This window comes from Pseudoxanthobacter sp. M-2, assembly GCF_046156265.1.
Classification (GTDB): domain Bacteria; phylum Pseudomonadota; class Alphaproteobacteria; order Rhizobiales; family Segnochrobactraceae; genus CAMDHY01.
In genome coordinates, this window is the sequence record NZ_JAWDIR010000022.1 from 265073 (window position 1) to 286997 (window position 21925).

Genomic DNA, 21925 nt, shown 5'->3' on the forward strand with positions numbered 1-21925 from the left:
TTCATGCAAAGAGCCCGTGCACATACCAGCGCGGGTGCACCGTCTCGCGCTCGTAGAGGCCCTCGCGATAGAGCCAGAGACGGCGGCCCTCGGTGGTCTCGACGCGGAAATAGTCGCGCGTCGGCGCCGCCGGGCCGTCGCGCCACCATTCGGCGGCGATGCGCTCCGGCCCCTCCGAGCGCATCACCCGGTGCTCGACGCGGCGCCAGCGGAAGCGCGCCGGCGGCCCGTCCGGCACCTCGGCCACCACCTCCACCGGTTCCGGCCGCACGAACAGCCGCGGCGGCCGCGGGTGGCGGGTGTCCTGCTGCAGCAGGTCGGCGGGCGGCGACGGGTCGAGGACCGCCTGCGGAGGCTCGGAAAAGCCCACCACCGGCACCGCGCCACCGGCGCGCTCCGGCAGGTGGCTGTCGCCGGCGACGAGCCGCGTCACCCGCTCCGCCCCGAGCCGGGCGGCGAGGCGGTCGACCAGGCGGGCGAGTTCTTCCTCCGCGTCCGCACCGCCGTCGAGTCCGTCGGCCAGCCCCGCCTCGAAGCCCGCCTGCTGCGGCGGCAGCGGCGCGACGGCCAGAGCGGCGAGGCGGGCGCGGTCGAAGCCGTAGCCGGCATCGAGGTCGACCAAGCGGGTGAGCTTCTCGGCGATGAGCCGGCGCACCACGGCGGGGTCGCGCAGCGGCCGGCTGGTGCCGACCGTCAGCCGCTGCACCGCCCCGTCGACGCGGAACAGCGTCAGTTCGAGGCCGCGGGCGCCCTGGTCGTGGGCCGTCAGCGTCTCGGCGAGGCGGGCGGCGAGGCGCTCGGCGGCGAGCAGCACGTCGCGCTCCGACACGATCGGCTCGGCGAACACCCGCTCGACGAGGTGGACCGGCGGCGGCCGCCGCCACACCAGCGCCTCGTCGGCGCGGCCGAGCGCCTGGTCGAGGCGGGTGAGGAGGCCGGCGCCGAAACGGGCGGCGAGCGGCGCCCGCGGCAGGACGGCGAGGTCGCCGATGCACGTCAGCCCGGCGCGGCCGAGCGCACTGATGGTGGCCGGCGCGAGCCGGAGGGCTGCGACCGGCAGCGGCGCCAGCGCCGCCGGCTCGTCACCCGAGGCCAGCACGCACCAGCCGGCGGCCGGGTCGGTAGCGTCTCGGCGGTTCGGTTGCCGGCCGTCTCGATCCCGGCCCGCCGACGGATGTCCGGTCTGGTCGCGGTCGGAGGCTCCGCCGCCCTCCAGACCGCAGCGCGCCGCCGCCCAGGCCGCCCCGGGCGTCGCGGCGACGGCGAGGCGGGCGGTCAGGCCGAAGCGGGAAAGCCGGGCGGAGAGGTCGGCCGCCATCGCCGCCTCGCCGCCGAAGAGATGGGCGCAGCCGGTGACGTCGAGGAAGAGGCCGTCCGGCGGGTCGAGGGCGACGAGCGGCGTGTAGCGGTCGCAGAGGTCGGCGACGGCTGTGAGCAGCGCCCGCTCCGCCGCCGGGTCGGCCTCGGCGACGGCGAGGTCCGGGTGGCGGGCACGGGCGTCGGCGAGCGCCAGGCCGGGGGCGAGCCCGAGCGCGGCGGCGGCGGCGTTGACGGCGGCGAGCCGCAGCGCCGCCTTCTCGCGCACGACGGTGACGAGCGGCCCGGCACCGCCCGCCGCCGGGCCGCCAGGGCCCGCCGCCGTCCGTCCGTCGGCCCCCGCCTCACGCCGCCTGCGGGCGAGGCGGTCGGTCGGCAGCCGCGGCAGCCACACCGCCAGGGTGCGCGCCGGCGGCGCCGGCCGCCGGGCACCCGGCGTCGAAAGGCTCCCCGCCGGGACTCCCCCGGAGGGCAATGCCGCCGTGGTCCCGGCGGCCGGCGGCGGGAGAGCCGGCTCCCGCCAGGGCGGGGCGAGCGGCATCGAGATCGGCAAAGCGTCCGGCATGGCTGTCCCACTCGATGATGAAGGCGCCGCAGGGTCCGCGGCGGTTGCGTGTCAGGGAGAGCGCCACGGCCGGCGGGCCGAGGCCGCCGTGGCGGTCGGGTGCTGCCGCGGCGGCGCCGGCCCGCCAGCGCGTCACCGCCGCCGACGGCCCCGGCCCACCCCGGTGGGCGACGATGAGGCCGAGCCCGCCGCCCGCCCCCGCCGCCAGCGACAGCCGCCGGCTGGCGGTGAGGTCGACGGCTCCGCCGTCGAGGAACTCGGCGACGACGGCGGCGAGGCCGGGCGTCTTCAGCCCCTCCTCCATCGCCCACAGGGCGTCGACCGGCCGGCGCACCGCGAGCACGACGAGCCGCCGCGCCGGCAGCCCGAAGCCGTCGAGGCCGGGGCCGTAGAGCGCGCCGGCCTCGCCCGCCGCCGCCCCCTCGACCACCCACAGCACCCGCCCCTTGAAGGCCGCCGCCCGCGCCGCAAGGCCGAGGACGAAGCCGAGGGCGGCCGACGGATCGCCCGGCCGCGCCGCTGCGACCTCGTGCAGCGCCGCCCGGGCGAGCCCGCCCCCGAGCGCCGCATCGACCGCCGCCGCACCCAGCACCAGCGGCGGCCGCGTCCCGACCGTGCGGCCCGCGCCACGGGTGACGGGCCCCTCGCCGCCACCCGTGATCCCCGCTCCGCCCCCAGCGCGGCGTCCCTCATTATCCCCGGGACCCGTCCCGCCACCGGGGGGGAGCGGCGGCTGCGCCGGCCCCGACGGCGCCGCCGCACCGCCCTCCCGGGTGCGCGGCTTGCGCACGGCTCCGGGAGCGCGCTCGATCTCCTCGATGCGACGCCGCAGCAACGCCAACCTGTCCGCAGCCCGGACCCCCGGCACGGTTCGACCTCTCGATTGTTCCCTATTTGTTCACGATCAAAAGCCATCCGGCGGCGGGAGTCAATGCGGGGGATGACGGGAGGTGGGGATGGGCGTGGCAGGACCCGGCGGACGGAAACGCTCTTGACTGAGAGTGCGCTCGAACCCGTAGCTTCCCGGGCGTCGTGACGAAGCGGGTGCGCATGAAGATCGGTGAACTGGCCCGGCAGACGGGACTTTCAGCCCACACGATCCGCTACTACGAGCGGATCGGGCTCCTGCCCTATGCCGACCGGGACCGCTCGCGCCAGCGGGACTATGACGCCTCCATCCTGGTCTGGATCGACTTCCTCGGCCGCCTGAAGACGACCGGCATGCCGATCCGGGAGATGCTGCGCTACGCCGCGCTCCGGCAGCGCGGCGACAGCACGGAAGCCGACCGCCGCGCCCTGCTGGAACAGCATCGCGAGCGGGTTCGCCTCCACGTGGCCGACCTGCAGGCGTGCCTTCTCGTCCTCGACACCAAGATCGCCGGCTATGCCGGTCCGGAACCGAGGATGAAGAACCATGACGCACCAACAGACGAACGGCGGCGAAAGCCGGCTGGAGCGCGGACGGCGCGCGCTCGCTGACATCGATGGCGAAGCCGGGGCGAAGGTCATCGACGCCCTCGCCGACATCGCCCCCGACTTCGCCACCTACCTGTTCGAGTTCCCGTTCGGCGACATCTACAGCCGCCCCGGCCTCGACCTCAGGGCCCGCGAGATCGCCACCATCGCGGCGCTGACGGCGCTCGGCAACGCGACGCCGCAGCTGAAGGTGCACATCGAGGCGGGGCTGAACGTCGGCCTCACCCGCGAGGAGATCACCGAGGTGATCATCCAGATGGCTGTCTATGCCGGCTTCCCGGCCGCCCTCAACGGCCTGTTCGCCTGCAAGGAGGTCTTCGCCCGGCAGCCTCCCGAAGCAGCTGAGCGCGGGGCGGGATAGCCGGCGACACGACCGTCTTGGCCCTCAGTCCAGCCACAGGCCCTTCTCGCGGTGCCAGTCCTCGATCGACTGCTCGGGGTAGTCGTCGAAGGCGAGGTCGCCGTCGCGGATGTCGGGCACCACCCAGGACGCCTTGAAGCCCAGCATCAGGTGGGTGCGCGACGGCGGCACCGGAAGGTCGGTGTCGATGGCGGACGCGAACGGGTGCAGGAGATCCGGCCACGTCGGGTCGTAGAGCCACAGCGCGCTGGCGCAGCTCCTGCAGAAGTTGCGCTCGCCAGTGCTCGTCTCGCAGTGGCCGCCGCCGCGGTCGATCTCGGCGCGGTAGACGCCGATCGCCTCCCGGCCCTCGACCTCGAGCGTGTCGGCGACCGCCGACAGGTTGATGGCGAAGCCGCCACCGCCGGCGGTCTTGCGGCAGATCGAGCAGTAGCAGAGCTGGTAGGGCTGCGGCGCGTGGCTCTTCACGCGAAAGCGCACGGCGCCGCAGCGGCAGGATCCCTCGAGCGTCATCATCGGCGACCTCCTCGTCGATATGCCCCCGCCAGTCGAACGCCGCGGTGGCGGCTTCGTTCGCGGGGGCCGGTCGCCGTTCACACCGCCGTCTTGTCCGCCGCGCCCTTGTCCTTGCCGTAGGAGACGATGCGGTCGAGGATCGCCAGGATCAGCGCCGAGACGACGAAAGTGAGGTGGATCAGCGTCGCCCAGAGCAGCTGCATCGACGAGAAATTCTGCAGGTTGAGGAAGACCTGCAGCAGGTGGATCGACGAAATCGCCACGATGGAGGAGGCGACCTTGATCTTCAGGCTGCCGGCGTCGAGCTTGCCGAGCCAGGAGATCTCGGCGTTTGCCGCCGCCTGGTCGATGCGGCTGACGAAGTTCTCGTAGCCGGCGAGCATCACCATGACGATCAGGCTCGCCACCAGCGCGGCATCGATCAGCGCCAGCATGGCAAGGATCATGTCGGCGTCGCCGAGCACGAACACCGACCCTGCGATCTTGACGAACTTGGCGAGGAAGGAGACCGCGTAGACGACGAGGGCGGCGGCGAGGCCGAGATAGAAGACGACGAGCACCCAGCGGCTCGCCATCAGCAGCCGTTCGATGAACAGCTCGACGGACTTCATGGAAGAGGCTCCGTGGAAAAGGGCGGCCATCGACGCGGCCGCGGGGGACGACAGCACGCCGATCGCGGCGCCGTCATGACGACGGGTCGTCGCGGGTTTTCAGGTGGCGGGCGGAATACAGCCTTCGGCGCCGCGGCGCAGCCTGCCCCCGCCCCATCGAGCGTGAGGCGCGCTGCCCTCGCTCCATACTCGAGGTCATTCCCGGCCTTGTGCCGGGAACCCATTCGCTTGCCGAGAGGGAGAACCTACCGAGGGACCGGCGTGGGGCAGGCGTCGCATGGGTTCCCGGCACAAGGCCGGGAATGACTACGGAGGGGTCGGTGCCGGAGGGCAAGGTGCACCCCTGAAGGTCAGTCCGCGCTCAGCCCTTCGCCGCGGCCACCCGGTCGGCGAGCAGCGCGAGGATCTCGAACATCAGGTTGGCGGCGACCAGCGCGGTGTTGCCGGACTGGTCGAAGGGCGGCGACACCTCGACGACGTCGGCGCCGACGAAGTCGATGCCGCGCAGGCCGCGCAGCATCTTCTGCGCCTCGGCCGGCGTGTAGCCGCCGACCTCCGGCGTGCCGGTGCCGGGCGTGAAGGCCGGGTCGATGCCGTCGACGTCGAAGGAGAGGTAGGTCGGCCCGTCGCCGACGACGCGGCGGGCTTCCGCGATCACCGCGTCCGGCCCCATGCGGAAATAGTCCTCGATGTAGATGATGCGGATGCCCTGCTCGAGGCCCCAGCGGTCGTCGTCGAGGTCGTAGACGGAGCCGCGGATGCCGATCTGGATGACCCGCTTCGGATCGAGCAGGCCCTCCTCGATGGCGCGGCGGAACGGCGTGCCGTGGGTGTACTTCTCGCCGCCGAAATAGCTGTCCCAGGTGTCGGTGTGGGCGTCGAAGTGGACCATGCCGACCGGCCGGTCCTTGGCGACGGCGCGCAAGAGCGGCAGCGAGATCAGGTGGTCGCCACCGGCCGAGAGCGGGCGGATGCCCTTCGCGACGAGCTTGCCCACCGAGGCCTCGATCTTGGCGAGGCTGTCGTGGAGGTTCGCCGGGTTGATCTCGGCGTCGCCGACATCCGCGCAGTTCGCCTGCTGGAACGGATAGGTGCCGTGGACGCGGTGGCCGCGGCGGATCATGGACGACTGGTCGCGGATCTGGCGGGGCCCGTGGCGCGGGCCGGTGCGGTTGGTGACGCCGAGGTCGAACGGCACGCCGATCAGGCCGATGTCGAGCTCGTCGAGGCGCGGATCGTCGAGCGGCACGTGCGGCAGCCGCATGAAGGTCGCGATGTGCGAGAAGCGCGGAAAGGGCGAGATGCCGAGCGGCTGGAAGTCGGACATGCAGGTCACTCCGGGCGACGTCGCTGAACGAAAGGCGCCCGGACGCGGGCGCCCGGGCGATCCGAAATGGCGGGGCGCCGGCCGGGCCGGCACCGGAAGGAGAAGCTGCGCCGGCCGGAGCCGGCGCCGGGTCTCAGAGGCCGCGCAGGCGCTCCAGCGCCGCGATGGCGGTCGGCACCGCGACAGCGGCGAGCGCGATCTTGACGAGGTCGCCGAGCAGGAAGGGATAGAGCCCCCAGGCGAGGATCGGCTTGTCCCAGCCGAGCAGCGTGCCGAGCCAGGCGAGGCCGAGCGCGAAAATCACCGCGTCGCCGATCAGCATGGCGGCACCGAGCTTGACGATCGAGCCGCGCGCCCAGGTCTCGGCGGCGTGGCCGACGATCGCCGCGCAGGCGATGAAGCCGAGGAGGTAGCCGCCCGTCGGGCCGACCATGTAGGCGAGGCCGATGCCCTTCTCGGGCGTGCCCTGGAACACCGGCAGGCCGGCGGCACCCTGGGCGAGGTAGAGGAGGACGGTGGCCACCGCGAGGCGCCAGCCGAAGGCGGCGGCGATCGCCATGACGGCGAACGTCTGCAGGCTCATCTGCACCGGCCAGAACGGCACGGTGATCTTCGCCGAGATGGTGAGGAGAAGGCTGCCGGCGACGGCGAGCGCGAGGAAGCGGAACGCCCGCACACCGGCGGTCTCCGGCCAGGCGATATCGATCAGGGTGGCGGAGCGGCTCGCGGTCGTCATCAAGGGCCTCCGGGGTACGACGCTGCACCAGCTATAGGACGGCCGGCGGGAGGTCGGCAAGCCGCGGAGGCGGCTCGCGGATCGATCTCCGGAGCGGTGTGTCGCCGGCGCGCATCAATCCCTCTCGTGGGAGGCGCCAGACCCGGCCTCGACGACGGCGGCGGTCCGCGCGATGCTCCGTCCGAGCCGTCGGCGACCGCACCGACGATCCACCCCTCAGCGTGGAGCCCGACATGGCGAATCGACCCGGCGACCTCGACCCGGCTGCTTCAGCCTCTCCCGGGACCTCAGGGCAATCGGTGCCCTGGCGTCCCGTCACCTGGCAGAGCCGCGACGGCCTGACACTCTATGGCCGGGTGTGGGGCGAGGACACCGCGCCGGGACTGCCGCTGCTCTGCTTGCCGGGCCTCACCCGCAATTCCGACGACTTCGACGCGATCGCCGCGACGCTGTCGTCGGGGCCGGCCGCGCGCCGCGTCGTCTGCTTCGATTTCCGCGGCCGCGGCCGCTCGGCGCACGCCCCCGTCGAGACCTACACGCCGCCGACGGAGGCCGACGACACCGTTCTCGGGCTCGAGGCCCTCGGCATCGACCGGGTGGCGGTCCTCGGCACGTCGCGCGGCGGCATGGTGACGATGGTGATGGCGCTGACGAAGCCAGGCCTTGTCGCCGCGGCGATCCTCAACGACATCGCGCCGGTGATCGAGACGGCGGGCCTCGTCCGCATCGCCGGCTATGTCGGCGTCGCCCCGCCGGCCAACTGGGAGGAGGCGGCGGCGATGCTCAGGGCCTCGCAGGGCGAGATGTTCCCCTCGCTCGACGCGGCCGGCTGGATGCGCTTCGCCCGCCAGCTCTTCCGCGACGAGGGCGGCCGGCCGGTGCTCTCCTACGATCCGAAGATCGGCGACGCGTTCCGGGCCTTCGACCCGGCAAAGCCGCCGCCGCCGTTCTGGCCGGCCTTCGAGGCGCTGGCGACCGTGCCCGCGATGGTGATCCACGGCGCCCTGTCGGACATCCTGTCGGCCACCACCGTCGCCGAGATGGCGGCGCGCCACCCGCACCTCACCGTCCACACCGTCGCCGACGAGGGCCACGCGCCGCTGTTGTGGGACGAGCCGACGCAGCACGCCATCGCGCACTTCCTCGCCGCCGCGGACGTGCCGCCGCCGCCGGCGGCCGACCTCTTCACGCTCTGACGGCGACGATGAACAGGCGCGGGAAGCGCAGCAGCACGGTGCCGTCGACGCGGGGATGGTAGTCGGCCTCCAGACGCCGGGCATAGTCCGCGAGGAAGGCCGGCCTCTCGGCCTCCGTCAGCGGGGCGAGATAGGGGCGCAGGCCCGTCGACTTCAGCCACGCGACGATCGCCGGCACACCGGCGAGCGGGTGCTGGTAGTGGGTGTGCCAGAGGTCGACCCGGGCGGCGAAGGGTTTGAGCGCGTCGTAGTACGCCTCGACCGGCGGCAGGCGCTCGCGGCCGATGCCGGCGGCGTGGATGCGCTCCGCCCACGGCCCGGCCTCGGCGGTGTCCCGCATGGCGCGGTGCGAGGGTTCGCCGAGATTGTCCGGCATCTGCACGGCCAGCACGCCACCCGGCGCGAGCGCCCCCATCAGCCGCACGAGCACGGCGAGGTGGTCCGGCACCCACTGGAAGACGGCGTTGGCGTAGAGGAGGTGGACCGGCCCGGCGGGCATCCAGGTCGTGAGATCGGCGTGTTCGAAAGCGAGGTGAGGCAGGCGCTTGCTGGCTGCGGCGAGCATCTCGGGCGACGAGTCCACGCCCGTCACGGTGGCCGCGGGGAAGCGAGCCGCGAGGAGTTCGGTCGAGTTGCCGGGGCCGCAGCCCATGTCGATGATGCGGCGGGCGGTCTCGAGCGGGACGTGCGCGAGGAGGTCGGCAGCGGGCCGGGTGCGCTCGTCCTCGAACTTCACGTAGAGCGACGGGGACCAGGCGCTCATCGGCTCTCTCCGCTCAGGGGCTCGTCACGTCCGGAGGGCTCTCGTTTCGCCGGCGTCACTTGCGCAGGATGGACCAGCAAGGGTCGAGCACCAGCTCGTCGCCATCGGCGCGCGAGACGACGCCCTGCACCGTGACGGCGTCTCCCAGGGCCAGCCCGGCCGCCGACGCCTCGACGCAGACCACCTCGAGCAGCGCCCGGCCGCAGATGACGGTGTAGGCAGCCTCGCCGACGGTGGTGAGCTCGCGCACCGTTCCGTGGACGACGAGGCGGGCATAGGGCTCGCCGGCGACGGTCCAGGCGGAGACGAAGGCGCTGACGGCGGAGCACTCCAGCACCGTCGGCGGCTCCTCCACCGCGCGCGCCGGCAGCGGGAGTGCCATGAGCGCAAGGCTGGCGATGAGGAGGCGCGCGAGGGACATCGTCACCGGTGTGAGGAGACGGAAATTAGGGTGAGCCGCGGGGCCGCCGACATGAGCCCCGCGTGGTCACGATAGTGATTTGCGGTCGTGCCGCAACCGGCAGTGTCGGCCGAAATCTCAGGCTCGCGTCAGGCGCTTGTACTTGATGCGGCGCGGCATCACCGCGTCGGGGCCGAGGCGGCGCTTCTTGTCTTCCTCGTAGGCCTGGAAGTTGCCCTCGAACCACTCGACGTGGCTGTCGCCCTCGAAGGCGAGGATGTGGGTGGCGAGGCGGTCGAGGAACATGCGATCATGGCTGATCACCACGGCGCAGCCGGCGAAATCCTCGAGGGCTTCTTCCAGGGCCGCCAGCGTCTCGGTGTCGAGGTCGTTGGTCGGCTCGTCGAGCAGCAGCACGTTGGCGCCCGACTTCAGCATCTTGGCGAGATGGACGCGGTTGCGCTGGCCGCCGGAGAGGTTGCCGACCTTCTGCTGCTGGTCGGCGCCCTTGAAGTTGAAGGCGCCGACATAGGCGCGGCTGTTCACCTCGCGCTTGCCGAGCGCGATCACCTCGTTGCCGCCGGAGATCTCCTCCCAGACGGTCTTGTTCGGGGCGAGGGCGTCGCGCGACTGGTCGACATAGCCGAGCTGGACGCTGTCGCCGAGCTTGATCGTGCCGGCGTCGGGCTTCTCCTGGCCGGTGATCATGCGGAACAGCGTCGTCTTGCCGGCGCCGTTCGGGCCGATGACGCCGACGATGCCGCCGGGCGGCAGCTTGAAGGTGAGGCCCTCGACCAGCAGCCGGTCGCCATAGGCCTTGTCGAGGTGATCGACCTCGATGACGGTGTCGCCGAGGCGCTGGCCGGGCGGGATGACGATCTGCGCCTCGCCGGAGCGCACCCGCTCCTCGTTGCGCTTGACGAGCTCGTCATAGGCCTGGATGCGCGCCTTCGACTTCGTCTGGCGGGCTTTCGGCGAGGCCTGGATCCACTCGCGCTCGCGGGAGATGGCGCTCTGGCGCGCCGCGTCCTCGCGCGATTCCTGCAGGAGCCGCTTCGCCTTCTTCTCGAGATAGGCGGAGTAGTTGCCCTCGTAGGGGATGCCGCGGCCGCGATCGAGCTCGAGGATCCAGCCGGTGACGTTGTCGAGGAAGTAGCGATCGTGAGTGACGATCAGGATGGCGCCGGGATACTCGCGGAGATGGTTCTCCAGCCAGTGCACCGTCTCGGCGTCGAGATGGTTGGTCGGCTCGTCGAGGAGCAGCAGGTCGGGCTGGCGCAGCAGGAGCTGGCAGAGCGCGACGCGGCGGCGCTCGCCGCCCGACAGCGGGCCGACCTCGGCGTCGCCGGGCGGGCAGCGCAGGGCGTCCATCGCCTGCTCGACCTGGCTGTCGAGGTCCCACAGGTTCTTGGCGTCGATCTCGTCCTGGAGCTTCGCCATCTCCTCGGCGGTCTCGTCCGAGTAGTTCATGGCGAGTTCGTTGTAGCGGTCGAGGATCGCCTGCTTGGCGGCGACGCCCTCCATGACGTTCTCGCGGACCGTCTTCGTCTCGTCGAGCTTCGGCTCCTGCGACAGGTAGCCGACGGTGGCGCCGGGGGCGACCCAGGCCTCGCCGGTGAACTCCTTGTCGGTGCCCGCCATGATGCGCAGAAGCGTCGACTTGCCCGAGCCGTTCGGGCCGAGCACGCCGATCTTGGCGTCCGGGTAGAACGACAGGTTGACGCCGTCGAGCACCTTCTTGCCGCCGGCATAGGCCTTCGAGAGGCCGTGCATGTGATAGATGAACTGGCGCGCCATGGGTGTCGCGAGGCCTTCGAGAGCTGAGGAAGAGGTCGGCGCCGTTCTAGGCGATCGGGCCGCCGCGGGCAATGAAAAGCGGGCCGGGCGTCTCCCGGACGACGACGCCCTCGACCAGGAGGCGTGACGTGCCCGGCCTCCCGGCGCGCCACCGTTGTCGCGGCAGGCAGTGACGAGTAAACTAGTTCATCAAACCAGTTTGAAGGACGCCACCATGGCTCCCCGCCCCGTCAGGACCACCACCGTCGGCTCGTTCGAGGCGAAGACCCACCTCGCCGCCCTGATCGACCGCGCCGCCGCCGGCGAGGAGGTGATCATCACCCGCCGCGGCAAGCCGGTTGCGCGGCTGGTCGCGATGGAGGAGGATGCGGTGGAAAGCGATGCGGCCGCACGGGATCGCGCCGCAAAGATCGTCGCCGAGATGAGGGCGTCGTCGAAAGGCATCCGGCTCGACGGCCTGACGGTTCGAGAGCTCCGCGACGAGGGGCGCGAGTGACGCCCTATGTTCTCGACGTCTCGCTGACGATGGGCTGGCTCTTTGAGGACGAGGCCACCGATGCGGGCTGGCAGCTTCTCGACAGGGCGATCCGGACGGGCGTCACGGTTCCGTCGATCTGGGCGTATGAACTCGCCAATGTGCTGTTCGTCGCGGAACGTCGGGGCCGGGTGACGCCGGCCCAGTCATCGGCTTTTCTGAACAGGCTCGACGGGTTGCGCATCGACATCGAGGCGACCGCCAGCAGCCACCTCCTCGCCGTCGTCCTGCCGCTCGCCCGCTCGACGGGTCTGGCAATCTACGACGCCGCCTATGTCGACCTCGCGCAGCGTCTGGATCTGCCGCTGGCGACGAAGGATCGCAGGATGGCCGAGGCCGCCGCGAACCTCTCCATCCGGCTGCTGCCGACGGCCTGACCCTCAATACTCGTAGCCGAAGGCCTTGATCTCGCGGCCGTACCAGTCGGCGACGGTGTCGCGCAGGCGGTCGTCGTAGAACCCGCGATAGGGCGCCTCGCCCGTCGCCGCGGGCTTCGCCGTGGTGTTCAGCACCGGCAGCTTGACGCGGCCCGCGAGGCCGAGCTTCTCCATCGCCGCCTCGAACTCCGTCGCCAGGTTCTCGTAGCGACCGACGTGGTCGAGCACGACCTCGCCGCCGATCGAGTAGAGTTCGTAGTTGTTGACGAAGGCGCGCCGGGTGTTCGCCATGAAGTCGCCGAACGACGGCTTCCGGTCGAGCTTGCGCGTCTTGTATTTGTACCAGGAGACCTGGCGGTCCCACGGATTCCGCTCGAAGGTGAACTTGAAATAGGCGTTCCAGGTCTTGTCGCCGAGATAGGCCTTCACGCGCCAGGCCGGCATGTGCTCGTAGTAGCCGATCGAGGGGTGATAGTAGCGCTCCGGCCGCCGCAGCAGGCGCTTGATCAGCGGGCGCTTCGGCACAAGGGGATGGTCGAGGCGGAAATTCTGGGCGTTGCGCTCGCCCTCGAAGGCGTCCGTCACCTCCTCGGTGGTCGGCGTGATGATGTCGTCCGGGCCGCACACCGTCGAGAGCGCCGCCTCGATGCTGGACGAGGCGGTCTTCTTCGTCTTGATGTAGATGAACCGGTGCTGGTGCGAGACGATCATGCGGCCACCCTTCGCGCCCCCGTGGCGCCACTCCCGCCGCCGAGGGTCCGCGGAACGCCGCCGTTCTAGCCGAAGCCCGCGGCCGTTGTCAGCCGCCGCGTCGTCGCAATGATCCGCCGGGCCCGCCGGTGGCTGCCGGCACAGGCGCAGCCCTTGCTCGACTGGCTGGACGAGTATGATCCCGGCGGCGTCGACGCCCATCGGGCGCTGCACTTCGTCATCGCCGTGGTGCTGGCGATCGTCGCGGGACGGATCGCGGACACGGCTCTCGGCCTCGGCCAGCCGGTCGGCCTGCCGCTCTATTGCGGCATCGCCGCGGGCACGCTGCTGTTCCTCCTCGTTCCCGGCCGCCGCGGCGACGAGGCTGCCGGGATGGTCCGCCTCGCGGCGGTGCTGGTCGGCTATGTCGCGCTGGTCGCGCTCCTCGGCGGCGCCGGCGACCCGCTCGCCGCCAAGGCCCTGACGGTGCTGCTGGTACCGCTCACCTTCCTCTCCTTCTACGTCCGGCGCTTCGGCCGCAACGCTCAGAACGCCGGCATCGCCCTGTTCGAGATGGCGCTCATCGTGGCGACGACCACGCCGACCCGGGAGGAGGCGATATGGTTCGCCATCGCCACCGCCGGCGGCGCCACCATCGCGCTGGCCGTGCGCCTCGTCCTGTGGCGTCCGCTCGCCGTGCCGGCCTTCGAGGCGTCCGTCGTCGCCTACCGGATGGCCGCGGCGGCGGCGCTGACCGACCTCGCCGCCGCCTTCGCGACTGGGGCCCCCTGGCCGGCGGAGGCGTTGGCCGCCGCCGCAACGGGCCGCCGCCGGCTGCGCCGCGCCGCCATCGCCGCCCTGCGCGAGGCGCCCGAGCGGGAAGAGGAGGTGCAGGACAGGAAGGGCGCCACCTATCGGCTCGAGATCGCGAGCGAACTCATCGGAGAGCGGCTCGCCGAAGCGCTTTCGAGAGGTAGCGCCGACGGCCCGATCCGCGCCGCGATCGCCGCGGCCCTTCTCGCAACCGCCGGAGCGGTGCGACCGGGCGCCGCCGCGGCCGCCTCGCAGGCCTGCAGCAGCGCGATAACGGCAGCGCAGACGGCGCTGCTGCGCGCCACCGACATCGACGTGCGCGCCCGCGACCGGCTGCTGGTGGCGCTCGCCGGCGTCGCCCGCATCGCCCACGTCGCCGCGGCGCTCGACCAGCCAGTCGTGCCCGCGTCACCGATCCCCGCCGCTCCACCGCCACCGGCCGCGGCAAGCCACGGCCTCCTGCAGACGACCCGCGTCGCCATCCAGGGCCTCGTGGCGACGGTGGTGACGACGGCCATCTATCTCGGCTTCGGGCTCGACCACGGCTACTGGGCGACGCTCACCGTCGCCTTCGTGCTCGGCGGCTCGTTCGGCGAGACCGTCGCGCGTGCCCGCACCCGGCTGACGGGCACCGTCGTCGGCGTCGCCGCCGGCATGGCCGTCGGTCTCACCATCGGCGACGCCGTGGGGATCGGCGCGACGCTCGCCGTCGCCGCGATGGCGGTGGCGCTGCTGACGATGCGCGATCGCTATGACGTGTCTTGCGCCTGCGTCGCCTTCGCGGTCTTGCTCGGTCTGCATCTGATCAGCGGCCTCGGGGCGGCCGGCATGATCGCCCGTCTCTACGACACCGCCATCGGAGCGGCCGCGGCCCTCGTCTGCGCCCGTTTCGTGCTACCGGTGGCGCTCACCGACCCGACGAGAGCCGAGATCGGGGCCTATCTCGCCCGCTGCCGCGCGGTGTTCGCACGCCTGTGGCCGGCGGGCACGGAGGACTTTCCCATGCCTGCGACGACCCACGAGACCCCCGGCGCGACCGACACCCCCGCGACGCTCGCAGCGGCGTCCTATGGGCTGCGGGAGCGCCTGCCCCGGCTCAATGACGAGGCGGCGCTCGGCTTCCGCGCCACCGAGGGCCTCGTCCGGCTGGTCTCCCACGTCGAGACGATCGCCACCTATCTGACGCTGATCGACGGCGCCACGTCGCGCCTGTCGGCCTTGCCGCGCTCGCGCCACGCGGTCGACGTCATCGGCCGCGCCCGCGATCGCGTGCTGGCCGCCTTCGACGGCGCCGAGCCACGCCCGCTGCCGCCCGCGCCGACCGGCGCTGCCCCGCCGACCCCACCCGCCGACGATGCGGCAGTCATCGGCACGGTGGAATACACCTTCTTCGCCGATGCGCTGGAGAGGGCCCTCACAGACGTGCGGACGGAGCTCACGCCGGCGGTCGTCGCGCCGCCGGTCCGACGGCGTGCCGCGATGCCGGTGGTGGCGATCATCGCCGGGGCACTCGCCGCCGCCGTCGCCCTGTCGCCTGCCGGCCTCGCCGCCGCCGAGCCTTCACGGCCGGTCGCGACCGCCGCCGCGCCCGCGGCCCTTCCGACCTGGGACTGGATCATCGGTATCGACAAGCTGCCGTCGCCGCCGCCGGCCGTTGAGTTCCTCGGTCTCGACGGCTTCGACACGCCGAAGCGCTACGTCGTCGATGCCGGCAAGCGTGGCATCCGCACCTGGTGCTACCTGTCAGTCGGCACGATCGAGAACTGGCGGCCCGACCGCAAGGCCTTCGAGGCGCTGAACGAGAAGCAGGTGAAGGCCGGCCGAAAGCCCTTCATCGGCAAGCGCTACCCGGAGTGGGAGGGCGAGCGCTGGCTCGACGTGCGCCGCTACAAGGTGTTCCTGCCGCTGATGGTCGACCGGCTGGAGATGTGCCGCGACAAGGGCTTCGAGTTCGTCGAGTTCGACAATCTCGACGCCTACGAGAACAAGACCGGCTTCACCATCCGCAAGTCCGACACCGTCCGCTACGCCGAGGCCTTGGCCGCGGAGGCGCGCCGGCTCGGCCTGAAGCCGATGCAGAAGAACGTCCCCGAGCTCGCCGAAGCGCTCGAGCCCCACTTCGACGCGCTCTTGTTCGAGGATTGCGCGCTGTACAGGTTCTGCGGCGACGCCAAGCCCTTCGTCGCCGCCGGCAAGCCGGTGTTCGACGCCGACTATCCGGAGGCGTGGAAGGACGAGGGCAGGCGCTTCGACAAGGCGAAGGCCTGCGAGCAGGCGAAGAAGGCCGGCGTGTCGATGATCTTCAAGCGCCTCGACCTCGACGCCTGGGTTCGCCGCTGCGACTGAAGCGGACGGGGCGCGGCGCCGCTCAGGAGATGAGGACGCGCTCCCGCATCCAGTCGGCCGCCACCGCCCCCGGCATCGGGCGGCCGAAGAGGAAGCCCTGGCCGAACTCGCAACCGGCGGCGATGAGCAGCGCCGCCTGCTCCGCCGTCTCGACCCCCTCGGCGACGACCGACATGCCGAGCTCCCGCGCCAGCGCCGCGATCGCCCGAACGATCGCCGCCTCGCGGCGGTCGCGGGCGATTTCGGCGACGAACGAGCGGTCGATCTTCACCCGGTCGACCGGCAGGCGGTTGAGGTGGGTCAGGGACGCCTGGCCGGTTCCGAAGTCGTCGAGGACGATCGAGACGCCGAGATCGTGCAGGCCATTGATCGTGCCGACCACGCCACCGGCACGCGGACGCAGCGTGACGCTCTCCGTGACCTCGAGCTCGAGGCGGTGCGGGGGGACCTCGAGGCGGGCGAGCAGATCGGCGACGTCGGCGCGGGCGCGGCCCCCGGCGAGATGGCCGGCGCCGAGATTGACGGCGAGGCGACCCGGCTCGAGCCCGGCGTCGAGCCAGCCGCGCAGTTGCGCCAGCGCCTGTGCCAGCACGTGGGCGCCGAGCACGGCGCCGAGGCCGGCGGCATCGGCAAGCTCGACGAAGTCGTCCGGCTGGACGAGCCCGCGGGCCTCGTGGCGCCAGCGCACCAGGGCCTCGAACCCGGCGAGGCGGCCATCGGTCAGGGTGACGATCGGCTGATAGTGCACCTCGATGGCGCCGCTTTCGATGGCACCGGGCAATTCGGCCGCCACCCACCGTCGCGCGTCGCGCGCCGCGCGCATCTCCGGCGTGTAGACCGCGACCTTGCCGCCCCCCTCGAGCTTCGCCGATTGCAGCGCGAGGTCGGCGTTCTGCTGCAGCGTCTCCGGGCTGTCGCCCTGCTCCGGCCACGTCGCGAGCCCGATGCTCGCCCCGAGATGGACGGTGGCGCCCTCGATCTGCACCGGAGCCGCGACGCGCTCCAGCACCGCATCGGCACGCTGCCGGAGCGCGGCGGCGTCGCGGCCGACGAGGATCAGGCCGAACTCGTCTCCTCCGAGGCGCGCGACCATCTCGCCGGACCGGGCGGCGGCGGCCAGGCGCCGGCCGACCTCCACCAGCACGGCGTCGCCGGCATCGTGACCGTAGCGGTCGTTGATCTCCTTGAAGCCGTCGAGGTCGAGCACCGCGATGGAGCCGCCGGTCTCCCTGTCGCGCAGCATCGCCTCGATCAGGACCTCGCCGAAGCGGACGCGGTTGGCGAGGCGGGTGACGCTGTCGTGCATGGCGAGATAGTCGATGCGCTGGCGGGCGCGGACCTCCTCGGAAATGTCGCGCGCCACGCCGACGATCTCGGCGATGCGGCCGCTTTCGTCGCGGCGGGCGGCGAAGCGCGTCCAGACATGGCGCTGACGTCCGGACGCCAGCTCGAGGCGCGACACCGCCTCGGCGCCGCCGCCATGCGCCACGACACGGTCGAGCGCCGCCGCGAACCGCGTGTCGCCGTCGCCGAGCAGGCTGCGCAACTGCTCGCCGGTGATGGTGGAGCGTCCGAAGCCAAACATCGCGGCGAGCTGTGCCGACAGCGTCGCCTCGTCGGTGGCGACGTCGAGCCGCCAGTCGCCGAGCCGGGCGATCTGCTGTGCCTCGGTGAGGCGGCGCTCGCGTTCGGCGACACTCGCCTCCGCCGATTTCAGCGCCGTGACGTCGCGCTCGTTGACGAGCACGCAGGGCTTGCCGGTGACGGGATCGGTGACGGCGCGGGCGTCGAGGCCGTGCCAGCGCGGGCCGTCGGCCGTGCGCACGCCGACGATGGCGTTGACCGGCATGCCGGCCTGCAGCTGCTTCCACATCGTGACCGCCTCCACCAGCGAGGCGAAGCGGTCGGTGAAGCGATGCTCCTCGCCCGGATAGGCGCGCGTGGCCGCGGGGTTGCGAAACAGCACCCGGCCGAGGTCGTCGTAGAGCGTGGCGAGCACGCTCGCGTAGCGCATCGCCTCGGCGGCGCGGCGGTCGATCGGGTCGACGGCACTCGGGGCCGCCTCGAAGAGCATCCCGAGCCTGCCGTCGTCGAGCCGCACGCCCGAGATCGTTCCGTCGACGGTGACGGGGTTTCCGAGCGGATAGAAGGTCCAGCGGTCGACCACCCGCTCGCCGCGGCCGATGCGGGAAAACAGGGCGTCGACGCGGGCCCGCGACGTCTGCGACATGTCGGCGTGGCTGCGCTCGGCCAGCTCCTCGATCGTCTCGCACCCCCAGAAGCGCAGGCCGGCGGCGTTGGCGTAGACGTTGCTTGCGCGCTCCCGGTCGTGGACCCAGACGGGGATCGAGACGAGATCGAGCGCCGCGGCCGCGGCGAACGAGAACGACGGCAGCGCAGCCGCGGTCTGCGGATCGGCCTCGATCTCGGGGGCTGGCTCGCTCATCTTTGGATTCGGCTCGGTTCGGCGTGGGGGCCGGATGAGGGAATCGTCGCACGATCGGACCGCCCCGTCGAGATCGCCGCAGGCTGCGAACCTTGACTTCGCCCTCGTCAAGGCGCATCTGAGCCACGTCGCATCAAGCGGCACGTGCGCCCCGGCCGCGTGAACGAGCATCCTTATGGACGCCGATTCGCCGGGAGACGCCCTGATCGACCTTTCCAGAATTGCCCAAGTCACGCGGGGCGTTCGCCACCCCGCGGCGCCGATCGTCCGTCACCTTCGTGACGGGCGCCGCGCCCGTGATTCGAGAAGAGACTTCCTTTGACCGATTTTGCCACGCTCGGACTGTCGCCCGCCCTCCTCCAGGTGCTGGCCGCCGAGGGCTACACCCAGCCGACGCCGATTCAGGCGCAGGCGATTCCGCATCTTCTGACCGGCCGTGACCTGCTGGGCATCGCCCAGACCGGCACCGGCAAGACCGCCGCCTTCGCCCTGCCGATCCTGCAGCGCCTCGCCGCCAACCCGCGCAAGCCCTCCCGCGGCACCTGCCGCGTGCTGGTGCTGTCCCCGACGCGCGAGCTCGCCAGCCAGATCGCCGAGAGCTTCCGCACCTATGCCGGCACGATGCCGCTCGGCGTCGCGGTGATCTTCGGCGGCGTCGGCTACAAGCCGCAGACCGACCGGCTCGCCCGGGGCGTCGACGTGCTCGTCGCCACCCCCGGCCGCCTGATCGACCACCTCGACCAGCGCACCCTCGACCTCTCCAAGACCGAGGTGCTGGTGCTCGACGAGGCGGACCGCATGCTCGACATGGGCTTCATCCGCGACATCCGGAAGATCACCGGCAAGCTGCCGCGCGAGCGCCACAGCCTGTTCTTCTCGGCGACGATGCCGAGCGAGGTCAGCGGGCTCGTCGCCGACCTGCTGCGCGATCCGGTGCGCGTCGAGGTGACGCCGGTCTCCACCACCGCCGAGCGCATCGCCCAGCGCGTGATCTTCGTCGAGACCGGCCGCAAGCGCGCCCTGCTCGGCGACGTCATCCGCGAGGAGAAGCCCGCCCGGACGCTCGTCTTCACCCGCACCAAGCACGGCGCCGACAAGGTCGTCAAAAGCCTGGAGCAGGAGGGCATCGCCTCGGTCGCCATCCACGGCAACAAGAGCCAGAACCAGCGCGAGAAGGCTCTCGAGAGCTTCCGCTCCGGCCAGGCGCCGATCCTGATCGCCACCGACATCGCCGCCCGCGGCATCGACGTCGACGGCATCACCCACGTCGTCAACTTCGACCTGCCGAACATCCCGGAGTCCTACGTCCACCGCATCGGCCGCACCGCGCGCGCCGGCGCCGAGGGCGTGGCGATCTCCTTCTGCGATGCCGAGGAGCGGGCGTTCCTGCGCGACATCGAGCGGCTCACCCGCCAGCAGATCCCGACGACCGACCGCCGCATCGCCGGCGGCGAGTCGCTCGAGACCCGCGAGGCGACCGAGACCAACGGCCGCCGTGGCGGTGGCCAGCGTGGCGGCGGGCGTCCCCCGCAGGGCCGCTCCGGCCAGCGCGCCGGCGGTGGTGGCGGTGGCCAGCGCAGCGACCAGCAGCAGCGCGGTGCGCCGCGGGCCGACAAGCCGCGCGACGAGCGCAGCGCCAGTGCCCCCGGTCGTCCGCGTGACGACCGCCGCGGCGGTGCGAAGCCGGCAGCCGGTGCGGGCGACGGCCGCGGTCCGCGCAAGGGCGGCCAGCAGCCGCGCGGCCGCAGCGACGATCGCCGCAGCCGTGACGGCGCCGGTGCCAGCGCCGACATCGGCGGCATGGCCTTCCTGCAGACGCCGCGCCGCGGTGGCTGAACGACCTCGATCGAACCCGATCGAAAGACAGACGCTGGCCCCCTGGGGCCGGCGTTTTCGTTTGCGCAGGGCACTGGTACGGCCGGCAGCCAGTTCTGACGGCCACCCGTCCGACGGCCCTCAGCGCTCTTCGAGCCCGCACCACGCGGCGGTGAAGCGGGTAAGCACGCGGGCGACCTCCATCAGGCTGTCGATCAACACCCACTCGTCGATGCCGTGCAGGTTGCCGCCGACCGGGCCGTAGCAGGTCGCCGGCATGCCGCCGTAGAGCGTGAAGAAGCGCACGTCCGTCGTCGCCGTCGAGGCGAGCCGGGCCGGCTCTGCCCCCGTCACCGCCCGATGGACCTCGGCGAGACCGGCCATGAGATCCGAATCCGGGTCGACGACGCACCCCTCCGCCTGGAAGCCGCGCCACGTCACGTCGGCGCGAATGCCGGCGAGGCCCGCCTCCTCCGCCACCGCCTCGGCCACCGCCCTCTGCAGGGCATCGCGAACCTCGGCGAGCGGCGTGCCGGGATAGAAGCCCACACGCACCGTCATCACCGCCTCGCACGGCACCGTCGACGCCCAGTCGCCGCCGGCGATGCGGCCGAGGTTGAAGTTCACCGGGTGGCGGTGGTCGGCCCACGCCGGATGGCGCGACGCCGGCTCGTTCCACGCCGCTTCCAGCCGCTTCAGCCGCGAGAACAGCGCATAGGCCGCCTCGATGGCGTTGGCGCCGGCCGAGGTGTCGAGCACGTGCGCCGGCTTGCCCGTCAGCCGCACGCCCATCCACATGACGCCGAGCTGCGCCGTCATCAGCGACTGGTGGAACGGCTCGGGGATGATCGCCGCGTCGGCGCGGTAGCCGCGGGCGAGGCAGGCGAGCGCACCATTGCCGGTGCACTCCTCCTCGATCACCGACTGCAGGGTCACCGGCGCCGCCGGCGCCAGCCCGAGCGCCGCAAGTGCCTCCAGTACCGTGATGTTGGCGACGAGGCCCGCCTTCATGTCGGCGCCGCCGCGGCCGTAGAGGCGACCGTCGCGGACGCTCGGCGAGAACGGCGGGCTCGCCCACAGCTCCGCCGGACCTGGCGGCACCACGTCGATGTGGCCATTGAGGATGAGAGACCGCCCACCGCCCTGCCCTCGCGCCGCCGTCCCGCGCGGCGTGTGGACGCCGACGACGTTGTCGCGGCCCTGGTAGGTGTGGTGGACAGGCGGGGAAAACCCCGGCGTGCCGTCGAGCACCGCCGGGTCGACCTCGAAGCGGTCGACGGCGAGGCCGAGGCCGGCATAGGTCTCCGCCATCAACGCCTGCGCGCCAGCCTCGCGCCCAAGGGTGCTGTCCTCGGCGACCAGCGCCGACAGCCGCGCCACGACACGCTCGCGCAGGCCTTCGACGGCGGCGTCGAGGTCCGCCGCGAGGCCCGCGTCCAGTCCGGCCACCACTGTCGACATCGCTTCCTCCACGCCCGCCAGCACCGCAGGGGCGCCGGTCCCGGCTTCTGCAATACGCCGCGCCCGCTTGGCGGGGAAGCGCAGCCGACTGGCCGATGCACGACGCGAGGACGGACGACGGGGCCAAGGACGGGGGTACGGGCAGAGCGTTGGCAGGAGTGGCCATACCGGCCGTCCGTGGACTTTCGCCCGTGGGCGGGCGGATCCGACGCCCGCGCATTGCCGGCTTGCCGCCACGGTGCGCGTCCGATAGGAGTGTCGCCGATCGGAGTGTAGCGCAGCCTGGTAGCGCACCTGACTGGGGGTCAGGGGGTCGTCGGTTCGAATCCGGCCACTCCGACCATCACTTCCCCTCTGCCACAAAGCAATTGTCCGAC

19 protein-coding genes and 1 tRNA gene are annotated in these 21925 nt (G+C 72.2%); 8 read left to right on the forward strand and 12 right to left on the reverse strand.

Annotated features, from left to right (window positions below):
* Nucleotide 1 precedes the first annotated feature (1 nt).
* Together RUR49_RS12940 and RUR49_RS12945 are read right to left on the reverse strand one after the other, a co-directional pair.
* Entirely contained in the window at nucleotides 2-1711 is a 1710-nt protein-coding gene (locus RUR49_RS12940) for a DNA polymerase Y family protein (RefSeq protein WP_409146792.1), read from the reverse strand.
* The gene (locus RUR49_RS12945) at nucleotides 1662-2474 is read right to left on the reverse strand and encodes an ImuA family protein (RefSeq protein WP_409146793.1); all 813 of its coding nucleotides are present in this window, start codon (nucleotides 2472-2474) and stop codon (nucleotides 1662-1664) included. Before RUR49_RS12945 ends, RUR49_RS12940 begins: the two co-directional genes overlap by 50 nt.
* 458 nt (nucleotides 2475-2932) lie before the next feature.
* On the opposite strand from RUR49_RS12945, the gene RUR49_RS12950 reads away from it, so the two are divergent.
* Both RUR49_RS12950 and RUR49_RS12955 read left to right on the forward strand, forming a co-directional pair.
* On the forward strand, nucleotides 2933-3361 hold the full coding sequence (locus RUR49_RS12950) for a MerR family transcriptional regulator (RefSeq protein ID WP_409146794.1): 429 nt from the start codon (nucleotides 2933-2935) through the stop codon (nucleotides 3359-3361).
* Entirely contained in the window at nucleotides 3297-3719 is a 423-nt protein-coding gene (locus tag RUR49_RS12955; RefSeq protein ID WP_409146795.1) for a carboxymuconolactone decarboxylase family protein, read from the forward strand. The genes RUR49_RS12950 and RUR49_RS12955 overlap by 65 nt, the downstream gene beginning before the upstream one ends.
* 24 nt (nucleotides 3720-3743) lie before the next feature.
* Here RUR49_RS12955 and RUR49_RS12960 read toward each other — a convergent pair whose 3' ends face one another.
* The 4 genes from RUR49_RS12960 to RUR49_RS12975 all read right to left on the reverse strand — a co-directional run bounded on the left by RUR49_RS12960 (nucleotide 3744) and on the right by RUR49_RS12975 (nucleotide 6909).
* On the reverse strand, nucleotides 3744-4232 hold the full coding sequence (locus RUR49_RS12960; RefSeq protein WP_409147140.1) for a GFA family protein: 489 nt from the start codon (nucleotides 4230-4232) through the stop codon (nucleotides 3744-3746).
* A gap of 80 nt (nucleotides 4233-4312) precedes the next feature.
* The gene (locus RUR49_RS12965) at nucleotides 4313-4846 is read right to left on the reverse strand and encodes a TIGR00645 family protein (protein WP_409146796.1); all 534 of its coding nucleotides are present in this window, start codon (nucleotides 4844-4846) and stop codon (nucleotides 4313-4315) included.
* Nucleotides 4847-5207: 361 nt separating this feature from the next.
* Nucleotides 5208-6173 carry an agmatinase gene (gene speB / locus RUR49_RS12970; protein WP_409146797.1) on the reverse strand — a complete coding sequence of 322 codons (966 nt, stop codon included), beginning with the start codon at nucleotides 6171-6173 and terminating at the stop codon, nucleotides 5208-5210.
* Nucleotides 6174-6306: 133 nt separating this feature from the next.
* Nucleotides 6307-6909, reverse strand: coding sequence for a biotin transporter BioY (locus tag RUR49_RS12975; protein ID WP_409146798.1), 603 nt, complete (start codon nucleotides 6907-6909; stop codon nucleotides 6307-6309).
* Between the two features lie 233 nt (nucleotides 6910-7142).
* Here RUR49_RS12975 and RUR49_RS12980 point away from each other — a divergent pair, with 233 nt between their 5' ends.
* The gene (locus RUR49_RS12980) at nucleotides 7143-8105 is read left to right on the forward strand and encodes an alpha/beta fold hydrolase (RefSeq protein WP_409146799.1); all 963 of its coding nucleotides are present in this window, start codon (nucleotides 7143-7145) and stop codon (nucleotides 8103-8105) included.
* On the opposite strand, the gene tam is transcribed toward RUR49_RS12980, so the two are convergent.
* The 3 genes from tam to ettA form a co-directional block, all read right to left on the reverse strand.
* Entirely contained in the window at nucleotides 8095-8868 is a 774-nt protein-coding gene (gene tam, locus RUR49_RS12985) for a trans-aconitate 2-methyltransferase (RefSeq protein WP_409146800.1), read from the reverse strand. The two genes, RUR49_RS12980 and tam, sit on opposite strands and share 11 nt — an antisense overlap.
* Before the next feature lie 55 nt (nucleotides 8869-8923).
* Nucleotides 8924-9289 carry a hypothetical protein gene (locus RUR49_RS12990; RefSeq protein WP_409146801.1) on the reverse strand — a complete coding sequence of 122 codons (366 nt, stop codon included), beginning with the start codon at nucleotides 9287-9289 and terminating at the stop codon, nucleotides 8924-8926.
* A gap of 117 nt (nucleotides 9290-9406) precedes the next feature.
* Nucleotides 9407-11065: an energy-dependent translational throttle protein EttA gene (gene ettA / locus RUR49_RS12995; protein ID WP_409146802.1), complete on the reverse strand. Its 1659-nt coding sequence runs from the start codon at nucleotides 11063-11065 to the stop codon at nucleotides 9407-9409.
* A 214-nt stretch (nucleotides 11066-11279) separates the two neighbouring features.
* Here ettA and RUR49_RS13000 point away from each other — a divergent pair, with 214 nt between their 5' ends.
* Both RUR49_RS13000 and RUR49_RS13005 read left to right on the forward strand, forming a co-directional pair.
* Nucleotides 11280-11561: a type II toxin-antitoxin system Phd/YefM family antitoxin gene (locus RUR49_RS13000; RefSeq protein WP_409146803.1), complete on the forward strand. Its 282-nt coding sequence runs from the start codon at nucleotides 11280-11282 to the stop codon at nucleotides 11559-11561.
* The gene (locus RUR49_RS13005; RefSeq protein WP_409146804.1) at nucleotides 11558-11977 is read left to right on the forward strand and encodes a type II toxin-antitoxin system VapC family toxin; all 420 of its coding nucleotides are present in this window, start codon (nucleotides 11558-11560) and stop codon (nucleotides 11975-11977) included. Before RUR49_RS13000 ends, RUR49_RS13005 begins: the two co-directional genes overlap by 4 nt.
* 3 nt (nucleotides 11978-11980) lie before the next feature.
* Here RUR49_RS13005 and RUR49_RS13010 read toward each other — a convergent pair whose 3' ends face one another.
* Nucleotides 11981-12688 (reverse strand): sulfotransferase family 2 domain-containing protein, encoded by a 708-nt coding sequence (locus RUR49_RS13010; RefSeq protein ID WP_409146805.1) that lies wholly within the window; start codon nucleotides 12686-12688, stop codon nucleotides 11981-11983.
* 108 nt (nucleotides 12689-12796) lie between these two features.
* Between RUR49_RS13010 and RUR49_RS13015 the strand changes: the two genes are divergently transcribed.
* Nucleotides 12797-15826, forward strand: coding sequence for an endo alpha-1,4 polygalactosaminidase (locus RUR49_RS13015; protein ID WP_409146806.1), 3030 nt, complete (start codon nucleotides 12797-12799; stop codon nucleotides 15824-15826).
* Nucleotides 15827-15848: 22 nt separating this feature from the next.
* On the opposite strand, the gene RUR49_RS13020 is transcribed toward RUR49_RS13015, so the two are convergent.
* Nucleotides 15849-18272, reverse strand: a complete 2424-nt coding sequence (locus tag RUR49_RS13020) for an EAL domain-containing protein (protein WP_409146807.1) — start codon at nucleotides 18270-18272, stop codon at nucleotides 15849-15851.
* Nucleotides 18273-18590: 318 nt separating this feature from the next.
* Here RUR49_RS13020 and RUR49_RS13025 point away from each other — a divergent pair, with 318 nt between their 5' ends.
* Nucleotides 18591-20108 carry a DEAD/DEAH box helicase gene (locus RUR49_RS13025; RefSeq protein WP_409146808.1) on the forward strand — a complete coding sequence of 506 codons (1518 nt, stop codon included), beginning with the start codon at nucleotides 18591-18593 and terminating at the stop codon, nucleotides 20106-20108.
* A gap of 120 nt (nucleotides 20109-20228) precedes the next feature.
* On the opposite strand, the gene RUR49_RS13030 is transcribed toward RUR49_RS13025, so the two are convergent.
* Nucleotides 20229-21548: an ArgE/DapE family deacylase gene (locus tag RUR49_RS13030; protein WP_409146809.1), complete on the reverse strand. Its 1320-nt coding sequence runs from the start codon at nucleotides 21546-21548 to the stop codon at nucleotides 20229-20231.
* A 266-nt stretch (nucleotides 21549-21814) separates the two neighbouring features.
* On the opposite strand from RUR49_RS13030, the gene RUR49_RS13035 reads away from it, so the two are divergent.
* Nucleotides 21815-21891 (forward strand) — tRNA-Pro (locus RUR49_RS13035).
* Nucleotides 21892-21925 lie beyond the last annotated feature (34 nt).